Raw genomic sequence first — 20,524 nt, 5'->3', positions numbered from 1 at the left:
GCGGGAGGCGGGACACTATGCGCATATTGGTTATCGGCCGGGGAGGCCGGGAGCATGCGATCGTCTGGTCGCTTCGCAAAAGCCCGAAGGTGACGGCTCTGTTCTGCGCACCGGGCAACGGAGGCATTGCCGAATTGGCGGAATGTGTGCCGATTACGGAGTTCCAGTTTGCCGAGATCGCGGAATTCGTCCGTCAGAACGCCATTGATCTGGTCGTCGTGGGACCGGACGATCCGCTCTACGAAGGCATCGTGGATTACCTGGAAGAACACGGCATCCGCGCATACGGGCCGAACCGGGCGGCGGCGGAGATTGAAGGAAGCAAAGTATTTATGAAGCATTTGCTGAAAAAATACGAGATTCCTACGGCCGCTTATGAAGCGTTCGAGGACTATGAGGCTGCGCTGGCTTACCTGCGCAAGCTCGGAGCGCCGATCGTCATCAAAGCGGACGGACTGGCCGCGGGCAAAGGCGTGATCGTGGCGTCGACGCTGGAGGAAGCGGAGAAGGCGTTGAAGGAAATTATGGTCGAGAAGCAGTTCGGCGCTTCCGGCAACCGCGTCGTCATCGAAGAATTCCTGCAAGGACAGGAAATGTCCCTGCTCGCGTTCGTTGACGGCAATGTCGTGAAGCCGATGGTGCCTTCCCAGGACCATAAGCCGGTTTTCGACGGGGACAAGGGACCCAACACCGGCGGCATGGGCACTTATTCGCCGGTGCCGCACATCCCGCAGGAGATCGTGCAGCAGGCGCTGGACACCATCGTGAAGCCGGCGGCAGAAGCGATGGTGAAGGAAGGGCGCCCGTTCCGCGGCGTACTCTACGCGGGACTGATGATCACCGCGGACGGACCGAAGACGATCGAGTTCAACGCTCGCTTCGGCGATCCGGAGACGCAGGTCATTCTGCCCCGGCTGAAAACCGACCTGCTGGAGATCATTCTGGCGACACTCGAAGGCCGCCTTGCGGACCTTGCCATCGAGTGGAGCGAAGAAGCGGCCGTATGCGTGATCCTCGCATCCGGCGGCTATCCCGGCTCGTACCCGAAAGGACTGCCCATCGAGGGCCTGGACGCCGTAGGCGGCGCCCTCGTGTTCCATGCGGGTACGGCGCTTGAAGACGGCCGGCTGGTCACCAGCGGCGGCCGTGTGCTTGGCGTCACGGCGCTGGGCCGTGACATTGCCGATGCGCGCGAGAAGGCGTACGCCGCCGCGGACCGCATCTCCTTCGAAGGGAAGCAGAACCGGACGGATATCGCGTTGAAGGCACTGAACGCGATGAAGTAAGGGCAGGCGGATGCGGGCATCCGCCGCGTCGGTGGGGTTGCTTCTACTATAAGGTAAGTTTGCTTTGAAGTTCAGGGTTAACCGAAAAAACGCACGTGGCTTCCTTACCAGGAAGTTCCGTGCGTTTTTTTGTGATTTTGGCCGACTACAAAGGCAGTGTGCTCCATGTCGTAAGCAGAGTCGCCGCAGAGAGCGCATCATTTACGATCTGCGCTTTCTCGCTTCCCTTTTGTTCAACCAGTAGAGCTGAAGCTCGTTTCTTTTGCTATATACCACGTAAATGGCGATCAGGCAGCCCAAAATCATCACGATCGAAATCCAGTGCCCGCATATAAATGTCCAGATAGTGCCCATATACGAAACCCTCCAATATGCCGTAATACTTTGAAAAATTGTTTCTTATTATTTAAATAAAAGAACACAACCGCCCGGTATTTTGATCACGGAAAATGCTAGAATACTGGTTTTCAAAGACGCAAGAGCAGAGCTATCCGGCTTAGTATGGCCTTAAACGGCAAGGATATTCACAAGGTGGATAGGCCAAGCAGGGGTGCTAATCTACTTTAGAAACATTTTGTATCAATAATTCAAATAACCTATTTACAAGTTACATTATGTATCGTAAAGTAGAACAGAAAAGATTTGTATCTGGGAGGGTGAGAAATGAGAAAGTTAGTTTACGGATTGACTATGATGCTGGCTTTGTTCCTGCTTCCGCTTGCGGCTTCCGCAGCCTCTGGAACGCAGTTACAAGTCAACGACAAGGCAATCGGACTGTCGGCAGAACCGCAAATTTCCGGTGATACGGCTTATGTAGATTTGGCACCGGTTCTTGGCAGTCTCGGCTACACTGTGCAGCAAAGCGTGTACGGTACAGGCTGGACCGTGTCCAAAGACGGTTCCAAAATCGAGCTGGTGTCCGGCTCAAGCTCTTTTGTAGTGAATGGGGAAAGTGTAAAAGCAGGGGCCGCCGTTATTCAAGGCGGGAACAAGCTTAACCTGCAAGCCTTCGCAGACCTGACAGGACGCAAGCTGAAGGTGGACGGGGAAAAAGGACTTATTTCATTAAACGATACACTTCAAACGAGTGTGCTGGAGACCCTTTACACAGGTAAGCTGACGAGTTCCGCACAAGCTCCAAAAGCGCTGACTCAAGGTAACCAAGGTTATACCGGTTACATCAAGATCTTTTATCCGAACGGCAAAGTGTTCTACGACGGGTATATGGTGAACAGCAAGTTTGAGGGCAAAGGAAAGTATTACGACTCGAACGGTGTGCTCCGCTATGACGGAAACTGGAAAGATAACAAATTCCACGGACAAGGCAAATCGTATTACGCCGATAAGCACCTGGAGTACGACGGTATGTGGAAAGCGGGCCTGAAGCAGGGATACGGCACCTACTACTGGGCGTGGGAACCTTGCGGCGAACCGCCGGGCAGCATAACGGGTTATAACAAGTATGTCGGTTTCTTCGATAAAGACGAGTTCGATGGCGTCGGCAAAATCGACTGGGCTGACGGAAGCAAGTTCGAAGGCTTTTTCTCCAAAGGTCAAATTAAATGTGCCGGAGTTTTCTACTGGACGGACGGCTGGAAATATGTCGGCATGTACAAAGACGGCAAGCGTGACGGCTTCGGAACGGAATACAACGAGAAGGGAACCGTCATCTATGAGGGCGGATTCCGCCAAAACTGTGCTGAAGGCTACGGACGTCTGTACGATGCCAACGGAAACCTTTTGTTCGAAGGTGAATTCGTAAACGGACATCCGAAGAGCGAAGCTACAGCGCGTACGCTGACGGGCTTCCAAGCCCAGTCCAATCAAAAATCTTCGGAAGCTCAGCTTCAAACGCATGAACAAAACCAAATGGAAGCTACGTTCCAATAAGGCTGTAAAAGAAAATAACCGGCGTCTCGCGATGAGATGCCGGTTATTTGTTTTTGCGGGGAGCGGGGCGGTTAGTCCAGAAACCGCCGGCGCAGCTCCGGCGTGGGGACCATGCACACGTCCCGCTGCCCGAACCAGCGGTAGCGGTTGCGCGCGATCCAGCGGTACACCGCATCGCGGATCGGCTTCGGCACCGCCACGAAGCCGTACAGCAGCGGCCACGGGTACCGCAGCCGGCGCAGCACACGCAGTCCGGCGGACGACTGCGTGTAGACGCGGCCTCCTTCGATGAGCACGAAGGAATCGAAGGAGGCCGCAGGCAGGCCGTGCCGGGCAAGCAGCCGCTGCCCGGCTTCCGACTGCAGCGCCGCGAACCGGACTTGTCCGGCCGGGTCGCGGCGCACGGTGAACCGGACGGCGGCATTGCACAGGTTGCAGACGCCGTCGAACAAGACCACAGGCCCGGAGATGGCTTCCGGGCCGCCGGTTGGAGCCTTCATAGGGATCACCCGCCCGTCCTAGTGAGTATACGTCAAGTATATCACAGGGGAGGGGCGGGAGGCGGGGATGAAGGCGGCTGTGGCTGAGGGCCTTGGCCCGCTGAAACGCTTAAAAGAGGCGCTGTGGCTTGCCTCACAGTCAACAGCTCCGTACCATGCGAAAGTAGTGAGCGGTGCCCGATGTTTTTTAGACGGGAAATCTAAAGCGGATCGGATGTTGTTCAAATATTTTTCTGTTTATTTTATGTAAATGGAGGAGAATTCTATATATTTTTTGTACCGAAACCGATATAGTTCATGATTGTGGAAGAAACGCTGGGTTGTGGCTCATGCTGTGCGGCGGCTCAAAAGGAAACGTTGTTTGCAGAACATGTGTCAGTGCGAAGGCAGGCCGGTTGTCTGACAACGGGAAACTGTCGGCCGCGAACTGCGGACTGGGGACTGCCAACTCAACTGACTGCCAAATGCGGATTGTTCCAATCAGCGCGTTTCGCCGTTATGTTAATGGCCCGGCATAAAAAACCGGGTCCTGCTGGGGACCCGGTCTTACTCAGCTACTTGCGCGAGGACTGTTTACGGCTCTTGGTTGTTTTGACTTTGCGCTTGGTCTGCGTGGATTTTCTTTTCTTTTTGCGTTTGGCGGAAGGTTTGGTATTAGCGCGCTTGGTGGCGGCCTTGGCTCCGAAGCCGCTGAACATCAACTTGAGCATGGGAGCAAACTGCTGGACGGAGCCGACGATTTTCTGCACTTTGCCCATGGTCCCGATGACGCCTTCAATTCCGCCCATGCGGTCAATGAAGCCTTTGATCTGATTGATGTTCATGCCGCCTAAAAGGCCGCCGGCTCCTCCCCCTCCTGAACTCCCGGCTGCAGCGGCCGGTGCGGCGGATGGTGCGGCGGAATTAACGGGTACGGGCAGATTCTGGCCGAATCCGGAAAATCCCGGGCCGCCCTGAGGGAAGCCTCCACCTCCGGGGAACCCGCCTCCCGAAAAGCCTCCCCCCGGGAACCCGCCGCCTGAAAAGCCTCCTCCGGGGAACCCGCCGTCAGAAAAACCCCCGCCGGGAACTCCGCCGCCCTGGAAAGGAACTCCGCCCTGACCTCCTGCCGGACCCGGCGAGAATAAGCTTCTGGTTTGCACCTCCGGCTGTCGGCCGTGTTTTGGATAACGATAGCTCACTTGAATTCACGATCCTTTGCAAAGGATTTACTGCTCCATCCTATGTGATAGGCAATCGTTTGGACTGGACGGATATCACGGGCATGTGGAAAATGTCACGGGAACCGGAACGGCTCAAATGTACACTACCAGGAGAAGGTTGCGATTTAGAGCGGTAACGCTTAAAAATTTTACTGTTTTGCAATTGTAAAGGAAGGAGATTATAATAAACCTGTCGAAATAGAAATTATTGTTCTACCGATTGTCCAGAAATACAAGATGAAATGGAATGCTAGGGGTTGAAGATATGCAGTTGAAAAAACTAAATGATAAAGCGATTGACCAGCTTTTCGAGGCGATTCTTACATTGAACAGCTTAGAGGAATGCTATACATTTTTTGACGATCTTTGTACAGTGAACGAGATCCAGTCGCTATCCCAGCGTCTGGAAGTGGCGCGCATGCTGCGCAAAGGCTGCACGTACAATCAGATCGAAGCCGAGACGGGCGCGAGCACGGCGACGATTTCGCGCGTAAAACGCTGCCTGAACTACGGAAACGACGGCTACGTGCTGACTCTGGATCGTCTGAACCGCTAGATCGTCAGGGACGGCGTCACCGGATATTGCTTTCTGATCGGGAAGCGGAACGGGCAAACGCGAAGCCGTTATATACGGCAAGAGGCAGATAGGCGGGGAACTTGGAAAAGGATCGTTGCGAGTTCGTAAAGGGTGTTCTTGGCCGCTTTCTTGTCGCTTCGATACAGATTCCGAAGGGCTGAATCAGACGCCTGGAGAGATCCGTTGATAGGGCAGCTTGCCGGTATGGCTGTGATGTCCACTGACAGCGTAATCCAAGGTTGTCCACTGGCAGTGTACATTTGATCTTTCATACGGAACACAGATGCTACTCGGTTGACTCCTTTTCTGTCATAAAGAACCAGTTAGCAGAAGTTGATTCGGCCGTTACTGTGCCGCGTCAAGGCGCCGATCATTTCTGGCCGATACCCCGCAGGCATGAGGGCTGACCGTCAGGGATGCAGCTTTTCCTTTTCGGGTCTGGCCAGTAGAAGGCGCCCACGGCAAGCTTCGGAAAGGAAGATGGCTAGATCGTCTGTCCGGACTGTGGGGCCCTGAGTTTCTTTGCGCAGCAGGTTCGGTAAGATGGATCGGGCTATCAGGCTATTAAAATGCTGCGGAGCCTCTTTTATAATGGTAGGATTATTCGCAGGCTTACAAACGATCGTTCCTCACAACAGCAGACCGCGTAAGGCTTAAAATCCCCCTCTTTACACCCGTAAATGGGGATTTTTCCTGTTTATTGACATAAGGGGCTAGTTTAGATAGCATGAAAGCAGGATGAACGGAAGCGGAGTGAAAGCCATGCGTACGTATGGGATTTTGGTGATCAGCCACGGCTCGCGGAGCCGGGAATGGGTGCAGCTGGTGGATGAGGCCGTTGAGGGGATGCGTGTCCCGGACGGCGTTCCGGTGTTCGGTTCGTTCCTGGAGCTTGTGGACGGACGGCTGATTCAAGACGGGATTACCTGGTTAGAAAACCGTGGTGTGACTGATCTGATCGTCATCCCGCTTTTTGTTTCCAAAGGAAGCACGCATCTCGACGAGATCGCGTACGCGCTGGGCCTGAAGCCCGAACCGCTTTTGCCGACGGATCTGGAACCGTTCGAAATCAAAGCGAGCGTGCATATGACACCGCCTATGGATGAAGATGCCGAGCTGCTGGCCGAAATGGTCTACGAGAAAATCCGCAATCTTTCGAAGGACCCGGAGCGGGAGATCGTGCTGCTTGTGGGACACGGCAGCGTCGAGCAGTTGTTCCATCTGGCGTGGCGAGGCAGTCTGGAGCGGATTGCCCAGGCTTTGAAAAAGACCGGCGGATTCGGAACGACGGACGTGGCGATGCTGTTGCCGGATCAGACGAAGCGGAAGCTGGAGTGGTGGCAGGAGCGGAAGCCCGGACATGCAGTTATCATTGCGCCGCTTTTTTTAAGCGAGGGCTATTTTACAAGAGAAGTGATCCCTTCCAGGCTGGAAGGGTTTGACTACCGATATAACGGGCAATCTATACTGCCGAGTCCGAAGGTCAGCGAGTGGCTGGAGCGGCAGGTTGCCTCTTTTTTTAACCGGGACCATTATGAGCAAAAAAGGTGATAAAGAGAAATGGCCAAACGTGCTAGATTGATCTATAACCCGACTTCGGGGCGGGAAGAAATGCGCAAGCGCCTGCCGGAAGTTCTGCAGCGTCTGGAGAGGGGCGGTTATGAAACGTCCACCCATGCGACAATCGGCGAGGGAGACGCGATGTTGGCGGCCTCTCAGGCCGTTGACCGCGGGTTCGACCTTATCATTGCGGCGGGCGGAGACGGAACGCTGTACGAAGTCGTAAACGGGATGGGCGAGAAGCCGAACCGGCCTCCGGTGGGCATTTTGCCGCTCGGAACGACCAACGATTTTGCCCGTGCCCTGAACATTCCGCGCGACTGGGAAGACGCCGTGGATCTTATCGTCCGCGGGTATACGAGACCGATCGATGTCGGTAAAGTGAACCAGAAATATTTTATCAACATTGCGGGCGGGGGCTCCATGACGGAGCTGACGTACGAAGTGCCCAGCAAGCTCAAAACCATGATCGGGCAGCTTGCCTACTATGTAAAAGGACTCGAAATGCTGCCGCGCCTGCGGCCGATTCACATGCATTTAAAGTCCGATGAAATGGAAATGAACGAGGAAGTTATGCTGTTCCTCATTACGAATAGTAATTCCGTCGGAGGCTTTGAAAAGCTGGCCGTCGACGCGAGCCTGAATGATGGGCTTTTTGACGTCATCGTGCTCAAGAAGTGCAACCTGCCGGAGTTTATCAAAATCGCCACCATGGCGCTCAAAGGCGAGCACACGAACGATCCGAACGTCGTCTATTTCCAGACGAGAAAGCTTGAAATTTCGTCCCCGGACTACGTGCAGATCAACCTGGACGGCGAACTCGGCGGCACATTGCCGGCGGTTTTCACCAACCTGCAGTCTCACATCGAGATCATTGTGGACGAATCCGGTCTATCCACATATAAACATCAACGCAGATTAGGGAGTTAAATGATATGAGTAAAAATAAACGGCGGGGCGGCGCGTCCGCGGGGAAGCCGCAGGGCGGGGCTCTGTCGGGGCAAAAGCGTGGCGGAATGTCGGCGGGGAGGCGGCAGGGTGAGGCTTCGCGGGGGCAAAACCTTGGTGAATCCGAACGACAAGGTGCAGCATCGCTGGGACAGAACCGGGACGGTACATCCATGGGGAAAACGCAGGGCGGGCCGGGTGACCGCCGTGGCACGCTCCGAGATGAGAACGCCACTAAAGCAGGCTTTACGGCTGACGGACGGAGCGAAGTGAATAGAACGCACACTGGGCAGGGCCGTGGAGGCGCTGCTCAGCGGGCGTTTGGCGGGCGCGGCGAAGCTGGCCGTGTGAAGCCTTACGGCGAGGCTGAGGCGGCGCGTGGCGAGAGAGCTGGCAGCCGTGAAAGCGGCGGCAGAGCTCGGGCCGAGAGGACATCCGCGCCTCAAGCCGGGAGCAAACGCTCCGCTGCACTGGCTGCTTTGCCCGTGGAGAAGAACGGCGAGTATACCGCCGAGATCATCGGAATCGGACATGACGGAGAAGGTGTGGGTCGCGTCGAAGGCTTCACCCTTTTTGTTCCCGGTGCCCTGCCGGGTGAGCGGGTACGCCTTAAGGTGCTCAAACTCAAAAAGCAGTACGGCTACGCCAAACTGCTTGAGGTGCTGGAATCAAGCCCGGACCGTGTTGGCGCGCCATGTCCGATCTATGATAAGTGCGGCGGCTGCCAGCTCCAGCATTTGGACTATGCGGCCCAACTGAAGGTAAAGCGCCAGCTCGTCGTGGACAACCTGGAGCGGATCGGGAAGCTTAGGGTGGCTAAAGAAGCGGATGCCGAAGCAGGAAATGCTGTCGGAGATGCCTCTGTATTAAGAGCCGATACGGTTGGTGGCAATACGACTCGACCGAGTGAGGGTTTTAAGCCGGCAGATGAAGAAATCACTGTTCCCGAAGATAAAGTGATCAACGACGAAGCGTTGGAATCAAAAGAAGACGCAGACGATACTATAAGCGGAAGCGGGCTCCAGCCTTTGATGGATACGGAGTTTGTGGACGCTTCTGATTTGTTGGAAGATGAGAGTGATGGAAATTTAGCAGGTGACTCGTCTGCACAGGCGCAAACTAATGATAGCGAGAACATCACGTGGGACAACACGACTGGAGATAACACCATTGGGGGGAACGCTGCTCTTGGAATAGGTGCCGCTACAGGAACAAGCCCCATCTATGATGTCAGTGAAGATATCGGTGAAAGTACTCTTGCAGCCGGTGTAAAGAGCACAAACCTGCGCCGCGGCGAATCGACGGAGCCGCTGAAGCAAGAGAGAGTGTGTGCTTCCGAGGCGGACGGCATCGTCGTGTATCCGACCATTGGCATGAGCGATCCGTGGAGATATCGGAACAAAGCTCAGGTTCCTTTTGGAGAGGAGCAGGGCGGGCTCGTCGGTGGTTTTTACGCGCAGGGCAGTCACCGGATTATCGACATGGAAACCTGTCTGATCCAGCATGCGAATAACGATGAAGTCATCGCTAAGGTCAAAGAAATCGGCCGCGGACTGGGCATTCGCGCTTACCAGGAAGAAACACACGAAGGGCTGCTTCGGCATGTCGTCGTAAAAGTTGGCTTCCGCACGGGCGAGATCATGGTTGTACTCGTTACAAATGGCAAAGAAGTCCCGCATGTCGCGGAATGGATAGAACAGATCCGCGCCGCGATACCGGGCGTGGCAAGCATTTGCCAGAACGTCAACACCGGACGGACCAACGTCATCTTCGGAGCGACGACGCGCGTTCTCTGGGGCCGGGAAGTCATCTACGATTACATCGGCGACGTTAAGTTTGCCATCTCGGCCCGCTCGTTCTTCCAGGTCAATCCGGTTCAAACCGAGGCGCTTTACGGTAAAGCGCTCGAATACGCCGGGCTGACGGGCAGCGAAACCGTGGTCGATGCGTACTGCGGCATCGGCACCATTTCGCTCTTTTTGGCGAAGCACGCCAAGAAGGTTTATGGCGTCGAGATCGTGCCGGAGGCGATCGAAGACGCGAAGCGCAACGCGGAGCTGAACGGCATCCGCAACGCGGAATTCGCCGTGGGAGGAGCGGAGGACGTCCTCCCCGAGTGGCAGCGCGCGGGCATCCGTCCCGACGTGATCGTCGTCGATCCGCCCCGCAAGGGTTGCGACGAACGGCTGCTCGACACGATCCTCCAGCTCCGTCCGGAGCGGGTTGTCTACGTGTCGTGCAACGCCTCGACCCTCGCGCGCGATTTGCGCGTGCTCGAGAATGGCGGGTACCGCACCGTCTGCGTTCAGCCGGTGGATATGTTCCCGCATACGGTACATGTGGAGAGTGTAGCTTTGATGTCCAGGGTTGAGAAATAAAAACTACTTAAAACTAGGATGATGTATATATAGGATTTTCGATTGGGTTTTCCTCGGAAATCCTTATTTTTATTGTCCAAGGTATACATCCACTCCTCCTTACAGATAAAATGAAAATGAACCACAGGTGAAAGGTGAGAGCATACATAAGGAATGATCCCCTATGTCTGCATGTGGTTTGCTTTAATAGTTTTAGTGTCACATCTATGGTTATCAAGTTTTGGAAAGGGAGCTATAAAAGTCCGATATTAAGCTGTTCTATATAACGGGAGAAGTTAAAGAATTACCAGCCAGTTCTGTTATACTCGAGAGAGAATTGCAATTATTAATTGAAAAGAATATGCCTATTTTTTTGGAATAACTTTTCTGAAAAGCGAATATATCACATCAAACGGTGGTAGAATAGACAGCTTAGGATTGGATGAAAACAACTGTCCTGTTATATTTGAATATAAAAGAACCAGTAACGAGAACGTCATCAACCAAGGGTTATTTTATCTCGACTGGCTACTTGATCATACACAGAATTTGAGTTGTTAGTGATGAAGACTCTAGGGAAAGAATGTTCGGAAAAGTTAGATTGGAGCATGCCCAGACTTATTTGTGTAGCAGGAGATTTTACAAAATATGATGAATATGCAGTTAAACAGATCAATAGAAACATTGATCTTATACGTTATAAAAAGTTTGGGGCAGATTTACTTATGCTGGAACTTGTGAATTCAAGTACGGTGAAATCCTTCAATATCCAAGAACAGGGGGATAAATGGATTAAGCCATCCTCAGACAAGACTTTTCAAGAACGGCTCCAGTCAACAACGCCCATGCTTAGAGAACTGTATTATTCATTTAGAGACTATATTCTTGCATACGGTGATGACGTTACAGAAAATCAGCTCAAGTTGTACACAGCGTTCAAAAAAAATAAAACCATAATTTGCGTAGAAGTTTACCAGAAACAAATACTATGGCATATAAGACTATATCCTGATGATATTGAACTTGAGGAAGGATTTACTAGAGATATGCGTAATGTAGGGCATTTTGGAACGGGTGATTTGCAAATTATAATTAAATCCCCTGAAGATATTGAAAAGGCAAAACCTTTAATCGATAAAGCCTATAATTCAAACTAGATCATAAGATGAATAGCCTAGCGCTTGAGCCCAACAATAGAAAAAGTGAGGAACGTGTATAATGGCAGATTTAAACACTAGATTATTTAGTGCGGCAGACAACTTGCGAAGTAAAATGGATGCATCCGAATATAAAAACTACTTATTAGGCTTGATCTTCTACAAGTACTTATCCGATAAGTTGTTAGAAAAGGTAGTTGAAATAGCTGATGAGTCTTTAGAGGAATATTCTACACAAGAGAATCAAACTCAATTGTATAGAAACTTATTAGCCGACGAAGAGATCAAGAGTGACTTAATCGAGACTTTAGTAGATACACTCGGTTATGATATTGAACCAGATTATTTATTCAGTGTATTAGCCAATCAAGCGAAACAAAACACATTTCAGTTAAATGATCTAAGTGCAGCCTTTACTAATTTGTCTTCAAAATATGATCAATTTAATGGCTTGTTTGATGATGTCGATTTGAGATCAAAGAAGTTGGGATCAGACGATCAACAGCGCAACATTACGATTACAGAAGTTCTGAAAAAACTAAATGATATAGATGTGATTAGACATGATGGCGATGTCATTGGCGATGCATATGAGTTCTTGATTAGCCAATTTGCTTCAGAAGCGGGTAAGAAAGCCGGAGAGTTTTATACGCCTCATCAAGTATCCGTTATGATGGCTCGTATTGTCGCAATGGGGCAAGAAGATAAAAAACTGTTCAGTGTATATGATCCAACGATGGGTTCTGGTTCCTTGATGCTAAATGTTCGAAACTATATTAACCATCCAGACAGTGTAAAGTATCATGGACAAGAACTAAACACAACGACCTTTAACTTAGCTAAAATGAATTTGATCCTGCACGGTGTTGATAAAGAAGATATGCGTTTACGTAACGGGGATACATTGAACAAAGACTGGCCGACAGATGAGCCTTATACCTTTGATTCAGTTCTAATGAATCCACCTTACTCTGCAAAATGGTCTTCAGATGATACATTTTTAGATGATTCTCGGTTTAATCGTTATGGGAAATTAGCGCCGAAATCTAAAGCGGATTTTGCCTTTCTTTTACACGGGTTTTATCACTTGAAAGAGACGGGAACCATGGCCATCGTCTTACCGCATGGGGTGCTGTTCCGTGGAGCAGCGGAAGGTGTGATTCGTAAGAAGCTACTGGAAGATGGCAGTATTTATGCCGTGATTGGCATGCCAGCTAACTTATTCTTTGGGACGTCAATTCCGACAACGGTCATAATCCTGAAGAAAAATCGCAATATGCGTGATGTGTTGTTCATTGATGCCAGTAAAGAGTTTGTTAAAGGGAAAAACCAAAACAAACTATCAGATGAAAACATTGATAAGATTGTCGAAACGTATATGAAGCGTGAAAATGTAGGGCAATATGCTTATTTGGCTTCATTCGATGACATTAAAGAAAATGATTTTAATTTGAACATCCCTCGTTACGTAGATACTTTTGAGGAAGAAGAGTCTGTGGATATGGCTATAATTGGCTCAACGATTAAAAATATTAGAAAACAAAAAGCAGAACTAGAATCCAGTCTTTATGACATTATTTCTTCGCTGCAATATGATGAAGAAAATGCAGAATGGATCCAGGGTGCGTTAGAGGTGTTTAATCGTGGGAAATAAAAGTAAACCGGAGATTCAGTTTCCAGGATTTATAGAAGAATGGGAAAAGCGTGAGTTGAGAGGGTTCGTGCAAGATTATATTGAGAGAACCGTAGTTCAAAATCAATACCCTGTATTAACTTCTTCTCAAAAGCGAGGGATAATATACCAGGAAGAGTATTTCGCAGACAGACAAATAACAACTCAAGAAAATATAGGGTATTTTGTTTTGCCAAGAGGATACTTTACTTTTAGGTCAAGAAGTGATAATGGTGTATTTAAGTTTAACCGAAATGATCTTGTTGATAAAGGGATTATTAGTTACTTTTATCCTGTATTTAAAATAATTAATGGTAACAGTGATTTCTTTTTGAATATGCTCAATTCGACTATAAAAAAACAAGTTGCCTTAGAAGCCGAAGGAACAGGGCAAAAAGTTCTATCATTGAATAAATTCAAGAATATTAATGTGGTTATCCCAGAAATTCAAGAACAAACCCAAATTGGAAACTTTTTTAAACAGTTAGATGACACTATCACTTTTTATGAGCAAGAACTCACCACCCTCCAACAAACAAAACAAGGATTCTTGCAAAAAATGTTTCCAAAAGAAGGGGAGTCCGTGCCGGAAGTTCGATTCCCAGGATTTGCTGGAGATTGGGAACAACGTAGTCTTAAAGAAGTGACAAAAAAAATAGGCAGTGGTAAAACTCCTAAGGGCGGAAGTTCAAATTATAAATTACAGGGAATTCCACTGTTGCGATCCCAAAATATTTTTAACGATAAAGTCAATTTATTAGATGTTGTTTATATATCTGAAGAAGTTGATGAAGATATGGCTAATAGTCGAGTACAACAAAATGATGTGTTATTAAATATTACTGGTGCATCTATTGGAAGAAGTGCTGTGTATGAATTTGAAACATCTGCAAATGTTAATCAACATGTTTCTATAATTAGACCATATGAAAATGTAAATCCATATTTCATTCAATTAAATCTTACATCGGGGAATGGTCAGAACCAAATTGAACTTAACCAAGCAGGAGGAGGCAGAGAAGGATTGAATTTTCAACAAATTTCAAAGATGAAATTTTATTTTCCGAATTTAAAGGAGCAAGTGAGAATTGCGGGGTTTTTCAAAAAACTTGACCAGGTCATTTCCATTCATCAACGTGAACTAGAACTCTTAAAACAAACCCAAAAAGCATTCCTACAAAAGATGTTTGTCTAAACATACAGAAGAGAGGAAGACACATGACGAAGGTAAAACATAACACTGAAGCGGAAGTGGAACGTCGCTTAATTGAAGTATTAGGCCAAGGACATAACCAGTGGCAATATCGTCCGGATTTAAAATCAGAAGACGATCTATGGAAGAACTTACGTCAGAAAATAACACAAAACAACTTATCCGAAATTGGGGATCACCCCATTTCTGATAAAGAGTTTGATACGATTAAAACAGAGCTACTGTTGAAAACACAGACTCCTTTTGATGCAGCAAAATGGCTCAAAGGAGAGAATGGAATTGCTCGCATTACAATTGATCGAGAAGATGTATTTTTAGGTTCAATGTCCCTGGTGTTATATTCAAATCAAAGCATTGGTGGCGGAATTTCTACATATGAAGTAGTTCATCAGATTGCGAAACAAAAGGCAAACCTGAACGATCGGGATCGTCGCTTCGACGTGACCCTTTTAATCAACGGATTGCCCATCGTTCAGATTGAATTAAAGCAAGTAAGTGCCAAAGATGGTGTATTCCAAGCCTTTAATCAAATTAAAAAATACGCAGAAGAAGGCATGTTTAGAAATAATATCTTCTCAACTCTTCAGCTATTTGTCATTTCCAACGAACAAACCACTCGTTATTTTGCCAATGCGATGCCTAAAGACATGCATAAAAAGTTGATCTTTAGTTGGCGCACCACGGAAAATCGTAAAGTAGAAAATCTCTATGAATTCGTAAAACAAGTCTTAAATATTCCAGACGTTCATCGCCTGATTGCCAACTATACTATTGTAAGCGAGGATCAAGACAATAAAGCTTTAATTGTATTAAAACCGTATCAAGTTCATGCCATTCAGGCCTTGTTTAAATCTGCAATGAAACATGAATCTGGATATGTGTGGCATGCGACCGGTTCAGGAAAAACGTTGACTAGCTTTGTTGCGACAAAATTATTAGCTCGCAAAACAGGCGTTGATCGTACCATCATGCTTATTGACCGTAAAGACTTAGATAATCAAACGACGGCCGAATTCACTAAATTTGCTTCTGAATTTAATACAGGTATTTCATCTGGTAACGCGAAGTCAAATAGTTTGATTGTCGGAACAGGGAGTGCAAAAGAGCTAAGTCAAACTCTACTCTCTGATGCTAATTCGAATACAGTAATCATTACAACTCGTCAAAAGTTAGAAGCTGCTTTACGCTATACCAAAAAACAAGAGGACCCCAAAGCCAAGCAGCGTTTTGATAAACTTCTGGGACAACACATTGTATTTGTGGTGGATGAATGTCACCGCGCACTTAGTTCTGAAGGAATGAAAGAGATCAAGAACTTCTTTCCAAATTCTACGTGGTTCGGATTTACAGGTACCCCGATATTTGAAGAGAATAAGAAGCAAGCCAAGGGCGAATTAGCTCGTACGACTCGAGATCAATATGGGGAGCGCTTGCATACGTATACGATAAAAAATGCGTTAGATGACGGGGCTGTTTTAGGATTTCAAGTTGAGCATGAAAATACAATCGAATCAATATCGTTAAATAACACTATTTTCAAACAACTTCGTGCTAGTGAAAAATACACCGCCCTTAGTAATGACGAAATTAATGCTATGATTGATGAGATGGATGAGATCGAAAAGGAAGATTATCTTGAGCTATCTACTTTCGAACAGGATGATCATATTCAAAAGGTTATTCATAAGATATTCAAGCCGGATAATGCTTATATCAAATTTGATTTTCAAAATGGTCGCCCGCAAAAATCGGCTATATTAACAACAAGTTCTATTGGTATGGCGAAGCGGTATTACAACGCAATTAAGGAAATGACTAATGATCCTGAATGGCTAAAAAATGAATTTGCTGGTCATCCCATTCGAGCGGGAAGAACGATAGATGATCCAGATTTTCCTCGGATTGCAATCACTTATTCCATACAAGAGAACGAAGAAAATTCTAAACAAGTTCATGAAGAAATGAAAGACGTTATCAAGGAGTATAACGAATACTATCACACAGCTTGGTCAATTGAAGATATCGAGCGTTATAACGGAGATATTAACAATCGTTTAGCTCGTAAGAAAGCAGAATTTAAACAATACGGGAATCATATTGACCTTGTTATTGTTGTAGATCGCTTATTGACTGGTTTCGATGCACCAACCATTCAAACGTTATTTGTCGATCGAAATTTAAGTTATGCCAATTTGATTCAGGCCTTTTCTCGGACGAACCGTACGTATTCTGGGAAGAAAAAAGGATTAATTGTAACGTTCCGTAAACCTGCGACAATGGAACGAAATGTACAAGTTGCGACGAAGTTATATTCCCATGAACAGGAAGAAACAAATCTAGTTTATCCAACCTATAAAGAGACGAAGAAACGTTTTACAAAAGCCCATAATAAATTGACAACATTAGTGCCAGATCCAATCGAAATTAACGAGCACTCTCCGCTTGAGACTAGAATCGAATTTGTAAAAGCTTTTCAAGAGCTGAATAATGCTTACGAAGCGTTAGCTACGTATGATGATTACAACGATGAAATGGGAAAATCTAAAAATCTGCAAGAACAGGTTAAAGCTTTAGAAGAATACATTGGCGTGTATAACACCATTAAAGGATCACTAATAGAACCAAAGGATCCAGATAATGAGCCAGAACCTGACTTCTCAGACATTGAGTTTTATGGAGAAAATGCAGTAAAGATCTATGATATTGATTCAACATATATTGATAGACTATTAGAAACGTACTCAGCCAATAACCAGAATACCCGTGAAGAGATAGAAAAAGCCCTTCAAAAACTGAAGAAATCAGAAAATGTCAAAGACGTATACCGGGCAATGCTAAACGCAATTGATACCGGAGAGGTCGACTCATGGGAAGATATTCTAGTAGTCAAACGACGTTTCTTTACAGAAACTGTGAATGAAGCCGTTCAAAAGTTTGCAGATACTTGGTTTGTAGACGAGAGTGAGCTGCATTCATCTGCTATTCAGTATGTGATTGGAGCAGACCCAATTCCGAACATTGGGAATATTATCAATAGCAAAGATTTTGATAAGTATAAAGCCGCGAATCCAGGTGCAAAACCATTGAAATACGGACCCGAAATGAAACGCCAGTGGAGAAAGACACTAGATGAAGTCATTGTGCCTTTGAATGATGAATTACGTTAGAGGTTATAGATGAAATCAATGGATCATCAAGTTAGTATTGGGGGAATGATTTATGATCAAAGAGGAGGGTCAAGAAAAGGTTAATAGAAAGAATATAGTTATTGTTGGAAACGGATTCGATATTAGCCTTGGTCTCAAGAGTTCATATCAGAATTTTGTTGAATATATTCAGAGTAGAAAAAAAATCACTAAAGATTATGAATTATACAACTACAATAGGCTTTTTTTAAGAAAGTATGCAAATTTCCATTTGAATTGGTCTGATTTTGAAAGCTTATATGAAGAAACGGTAAGAAAAATAAATAATCGATCTCTAAAAAATGAAGAACCACAAGACATTTTTGACATAGTGTCCGTAAACGATTCTATTAAAAGATTAGAAGAAGATTTTCATGAATATCTTTCTGATGAATATCCGAAGTGGATTGAACAAAAGACGATTTTGAATGCTGCTGGTTTTAAAGGATTCACAGAAAAAGTAAACCCTTTTTTTGGAAAATTGGTCAAAGATGAAAACACATACTTTATTAATTTTAATTACACAAATTCCATCGAGGACTTATGTGAAAGTGTACTTTATGATGCTAATAATATATCCAAATCTAGTTTAGAAGTGAAGAAAGCGAAAGAAAGAGTTTTCCATATACATGGAAGTTTAGAAGAAGGAAACATTTTATTCGGAGGCGGATTTACTGATAGTGAAGATATTAAAAAGATTCATTATTCTCAATCACTAATTAACGATAAAATTTTTAGAATTAAAGAAAACGAGTCATTGAATGCAACAAGAATAAAAATGATGTCCGATATTGATTTGGATAATAACAATACGAATATTGATTTGTTTATTATAGGGCACTCCCTTCAAGGAAGTGACTTTCTATTCTTATCAAAATTTATTCAAAAAGCAAACAAGATTTATATATTTTATTATGAAGATGATTATATTCTGAAAATGGAAGAAGTATTGAGAAAACTTGGATCTTCGGTTGCCGAGAAAATTGTCCTGGTTCCTTTTTTAGAAATATTATTACAGGATAAATTGTTCATATCTAGTTATGAGGAATACCAGACTATAGATCCTTTTTTGAAAAATAAATTTCCAAGAGAGGATATATTATCTGAATTATCATTAACTATAAATCATTTTACTTTTCGTAATATTAATGAATTGAGAATAACCACGAGTAATCTAGAGAAAGTGCTTCAATTGTCGAGGAATTTTGTAGTCAATAAAAATGCTTCTAGAATCTCTCGTGTTTATTTTGATGAAAAGATGGATGCAGTTGAATTTACTAAGCTTAGTAATTCTAGAGATTTTCTGATGGTGCTTAAATTGGTTGAAAAAGTTATCTTTTCTGATACAGAAATAGAAAGTGTATTTTTTAATCAACTTTTGAAATATGGTAATAGTCTGATATATGTTAAAATGGAAAAATGTACATTTATGGTGAAGGAAGGAAATGACTCACATGCAAATATATCTGCATGTGAGTCATTGAGAAGGTTTGAGCTGATTGATTGTTCTTGCAATTATTATAAATCTAATTCATCGGAAATAAGAGAAGGCATTTTCTGTTTTAAGTCTGATACACAAAATAATATAGAAAAATTAAAAGTATTAAAAAACACAAATCTTGTAATTGAGAATAATGTTTTTGAAAAATCAACAAATTTAATAGATCTTGATATTTCAATAACCGAAGATGTTTATCAAGAAGAGATTCACTTGAAAAATTTAGAGTCATTACAAATCGAAAATTTTGTTGGTTTTGTTCCTAACATAACAGTAGGAAACAAAATTAAGGAGATTATTTTAATAGGGTATTCAGTAGAATTTATTAAGCTCTCATCGATTATGAGAAGTAATGAAGAGTCGATAGGTTTCCCTAATTTTAGACTTTTTCATATGAAATCCCCAGATCAAATGACTTCATGTCAAAATCTCATTGTTGATGTTATTTTAGATTTTTTTTCAAATAATACTAAATTTATTGTAGATGAAGATATTAAATCGATTAAAGAATATTATTTGGAATGTAGAGAGTCCTATCTTGAGTTTTTTAATCCTTTCGAGGGATTAGCAGATAAAAGTATCTTATTAAAAATTAAAAACTTGTTTGAAAAATCAAAAGTAACAGATCAATCAATTATTGAAGAAGTTTTAGAAGAAGTGAGTAGTAAACTAGAGTTTAAAATTCAAACTATCAAGCAGATGGGACAGGATGTAGAACAAAAGGATGCAAATGGTTCAAATGGTTCAAATCAAAACAATGAAAATGATTTAGAGAGAAAATTTAATAATAATGATTATATATATACAACAATTGATGGTTTGTTGAATGATTACGCAACAAGAAATATAACATTGCAAGAACTTTCAGATGCCTTACAGCAAGAAAGTAAAGCCGAAATCCTTAAGGAAATCTATAGTGGAATATTGAATGATATTAAGCATTTAAAATTTGATTCAAAAAAAGATGTGCTAAATCTGAAACATAAATTTTTTACACAAGCTCGAGATAAAGTCATTCGCGATTTTTCTGAAAAATGGTTTGTTTCGAAGGATGAGCTTTATCTATCGGCTATACAGTATTATGTAGGTATTGATAGAATTCCGAATATTAGTGGGATTATTGATAGCAAAGATTATGAGAGCTACAAAGTTAAACATTCGGAAACCAACCCACTTAAGTATGCCCAAGCAATGAAAAAGGATTGGAAAAGAGAGTTGGATGAAAAAGTAATGTGGTTGAATAATGAGTTGCATAATAGTGAGGTTTTAGCTAATAATAAAATTTAAAGTTAGTTGGACAGAAAAATAAGGGCTAGTGGAATGAAACAATAGTAATTGAAGCGGGTCACTACTATGTCAAGTAAACAGACGTGTATTACAGCAGAATTCAAGAAATAGATGATTCAGACATATGAAAATGGAAATCCAAAAAAGTCCATTGTGAAAGGGTATGAACTTAGCGCGTTCGCAGACGACAAG

At 45.0% G+C, this 20,524-nt stretch carries 15 protein-coding genes; 12 read left to right on the top strand and 3 right to left on the bottom strand.

Going from position 1 to position 20,524, the window contains the following annotated elements; translation table 11 throughout:
* Positions 1-17 precede the first annotated feature (17 nt).
* Positions 18-1,286 carry a phosphoribosylamine--glycine ligase gene (gene purD / locus PCH01S_RS26265; RefSeq protein ID WP_042234834.1) on the top strand — a complete coding sequence of 423 codons (1,269 nt, stop codon included), beginning with the start codon at positions 18-20 and terminating at the stop codon, positions 1,284-1,286.
* A gap of 201 nt (positions 1,287-1,487) precedes the next feature.
* Here the strand turns inward: purD and PCH01S_RS30995 are convergent, their stop codons facing one another.
* On the bottom strand, positions 1,488-1,640 hold the full coding sequence (locus PCH01S_RS30995; protein ID WP_164977159.1) for a hypothetical protein: 153 nt from the start codon (positions 1,638-1,640) through the stop codon (positions 1,488-1,490).
* A 309-nt stretch (positions 1,641-1,949) separates the two neighbouring features.
* Here PCH01S_RS30995 and PCH01S_RS26260 point away from each other — a divergent pair, with 309 nt between their 5' ends.
* Positions 1,950-3,176: a stalk domain-containing protein gene (locus PCH01S_RS26260; RefSeq protein ID WP_042234832.1), complete on the top strand. Its 1,227-nt coding sequence runs from the start codon at positions 1,950-1,952 to the stop codon at positions 3,174-3,176.
* Between the two features lie 71 nt (positions 3,177-3,247).
* On the opposite strand, the gene PCH01S_RS26255 is transcribed toward PCH01S_RS26260, so the two are convergent.
* Positions 3,248-3,676 (bottom strand): thiol-disulfide oxidoreductase DCC family protein, encoded by a 429-nt coding sequence (locus tag PCH01S_RS26255; protein ID WP_042234829.1) that lies wholly within the window; start codon positions 3,674-3,676, stop codon positions 3,248-3,250.
* Between the two features lie 67 nt (positions 3,677-3,743).
* Here PCH01S_RS26255 and PCH01S_RS26250 point away from each other — a divergent pair, with 67 nt between their 5' ends.
* Positions 3,744-3,926 carry a hypothetical protein gene (locus tag PCH01S_RS26250; RefSeq protein ID WP_042234827.1) on the top strand — a complete coding sequence of 61 codons (183 nt, stop codon included), beginning with the start codon at positions 3,744-3,746 and terminating at the stop codon, positions 3,924-3,926.
* Between the two features lie 304 nt (positions 3,927-4,230).
* Here PCH01S_RS26250 and PCH01S_RS26245 read toward each other — a convergent pair whose 3' ends face one another.
* Complete coding sequence (locus tag PCH01S_RS26245) at positions 4,231-4,857, bottom strand: hypothetical protein (RefSeq protein ID WP_042234824.1); 627 nt, start codon at positions 4,855-4,857, stop codon at positions 4,231-4,233.
* A gap of 286 nt (positions 4,858-5,143) precedes the next feature.
* On the opposite strand from PCH01S_RS26245, the gene PCH01S_RS26240 reads away from it, so the two are divergent.
* The 9 genes from PCH01S_RS26240 to PCH01S_RS26200 all read left to right on the top strand — a co-directional run bounded on the left by PCH01S_RS26240 (position 5,144) and on the right by PCH01S_RS26200 (position 20,332).
* A complete protein-coding gene (locus PCH01S_RS26240; protein ID WP_009675256.1) occupies positions 5,144-5,434 on the top strand; it encodes a YerC/YecD family TrpR-related protein in 291 nt (96 codons plus the stop codon).
* A 783-nt stretch (positions 5,435-6,217) separates the two neighbouring features.
* Entirely contained in the window at positions 6,218-7,006 is a 789-nt protein-coding gene (locus PCH01S_RS26235) for a sirohydrochlorin chelatase (RefSeq protein WP_042234858.1), read from the top strand.
* A 9-nt stretch (positions 7,007-7,015) separates the two neighbouring features.
* Positions 7,016-7,945 (top strand): diacylglycerol kinase, encoded by a 930-nt coding sequence (locus tag PCH01S_RS26230; RefSeq protein ID WP_042234821.1) that lies wholly within the window; start codon positions 7,016-7,018, stop codon positions 7,943-7,945.
* A 5-nt stretch (positions 7,946-7,950) separates the two neighbouring features.
* Entirely contained in the window at positions 7,951-10,341 is a 2,391-nt protein-coding gene (gene rlmD, locus PCH01S_RS26225; RefSeq protein WP_241688747.1) for a 23S rRNA (uracil(1939)-C(5))-methyltransferase RlmD, read from the top strand.
* Positions 10,342-10,928: 587 nt separating this feature from the next.
* On the top strand, positions 10,929-11,477 hold the full coding sequence (locus tag PCH01S_RS31535; RefSeq protein WP_241688746.1) for a DUF5655 domain-containing protein: 549 nt from the start codon (positions 10,929-10,931) through the stop codon (positions 11,475-11,477).
* Positions 11,478-11,538: 61 nt separating this feature from the next.
* A complete protein-coding gene (locus PCH01S_RS26215) occupies positions 11,539-13,131 on the top strand; it encodes a type I restriction-modification system subunit M (RefSeq protein ID WP_042234819.1) in 1,593 nt (530 codons plus the stop codon).
* The gene (locus tag PCH01S_RS31530; protein WP_042234816.1) at positions 13,121-14,344 is read left to right on the top strand and encodes a restriction endonuclease subunit S; all 1,224 of its coding nucleotides are present in this window, start codon (positions 13,121-13,123) and stop codon (positions 14,342-14,344) included. The genes PCH01S_RS26215 and PCH01S_RS31530 overlap by 11 nt, the downstream gene beginning before the upstream one ends.
* Positions 14,345-14,367: 23 nt before the next feature.
* Positions 14,368-17,529 carry a type I restriction endonuclease subunit R gene (locus PCH01S_RS26205; RefSeq protein ID WP_042234806.1) on the top strand — a complete coding sequence of 1,054 codons (3,162 nt, stop codon included), beginning with the start codon at positions 14,368-14,370 and terminating at the stop codon, positions 17,527-17,529.
* Between the two features lie 52 nt (positions 17,530-17,581).
* Positions 17,582-20,332, top strand: a complete 2,751-nt coding sequence (locus tag PCH01S_RS26200) for an AbiH family protein (protein WP_042234804.1) — start codon at positions 17,582-17,584, stop codon at positions 20,330-20,332.
* Positions 20,333-20,524 lie beyond the last annotated feature (192 nt).

The organism is Paenibacillus chitinolyticus NBRC 15660, assembly GCF_000739915.1.
Lineage (GTDB): Bacteria > Bacillota > Bacilli > Paenibacillales > NBRC-103111 > Paenibacillus_F > Paenibacillus_F chitinolyticus.
The sequence above is the reverse complement of the archived record's forward strand: the minus strand, read 5'-3'. Positions and strand labels throughout refer to the sequence as shown.

Excerpts from the sequence above, each read along its gene's own strand:
- purD (WP_042234834.1), top strand. The coding sequence starts at position 18 with ATGCGCATATTGGTTATCGGCCGGGGAGGCCGGGAGCATGCGATCGTC.
- PCH01S_RS30995 (WP_164977159.1), bottom strand. The coding sequence starts at position 1,640 with ATGGGCACTATCTGGACATTTATATGCGGGCACTGGATTTCGATCGTG.
- PCH01S_RS26260 (WP_042234832.1), top strand. The coding sequence starts at position 1,950 with ATGAGAAAGTTAGTTTACGGATTGACTATGATGCTGGCTTTGTTCCTG.
- PCH01S_RS26255 (WP_042234829.1), bottom strand. The coding sequence starts at position 3,676 with ATGAAGGCTCCAACCGGCGGCCCGGAAGCCATCTCCGGGCCTGTGGTC.
- PCH01S_RS26250 (WP_042234827.1), top strand. The coding sequence starts at position 3,744 with ATGAAGGCGGCTGTGGCTGAGGGCCTTGGCCCGCTGAAACGCTTAAAA.
- PCH01S_RS26240 (WP_009675256.1), top strand. The coding sequence starts at position 5,144 with ATGCAGTTGAAAAAACTAAATGATAAAGCGATTGACCAGCTTTTCGAG.
- PCH01S_RS26235 (WP_042234858.1), top strand. The coding sequence starts at position 6,218 with ATGCGTACGTATGGGATTTTGGTGATCAGCCACGGCTCGCGGAGCCGG.
- PCH01S_RS26230 (WP_042234821.1), top strand. The coding sequence starts at position 7,016 with ATGGCCAAACGTGCTAGATTGATCTATAACCCGACTTCGGGGCGGGAA.
- rlmD (WP_241688747.1), top strand. The coding sequence starts at position 7,951 with ATGAGTAAAAATAAACGGCGGGGCGGCGCGTCCGCGGGGAAGCCGCAG.
- PCH01S_RS31535 (WP_241688746.1), top strand. The coding sequence starts at position 10,929 with ATGCCCAGACTTATTTGTGTAGCAGGAGATTTTACAAAATATGATGAA.
- PCH01S_RS26215 (WP_042234819.1), top strand. The coding sequence starts at position 11,539 with ATGGCAGATTTAAACACTAGATTATTTAGTGCGGCAGACAACTTGCGA.
- PCH01S_RS26205 (WP_042234806.1), top strand. The coding sequence starts at position 14,368 with ATGACGAAGGTAAAACATAACACTGAAGCGGAAGTGGAACGTCGCTTA.
- PCH01S_RS26200 (WP_042234804.1), top strand. The coding sequence starts at position 17,582 with ATGATCAAAGAGGAGGGTCAAGAAAAGGTTAATAGAAAGAATATAGTT.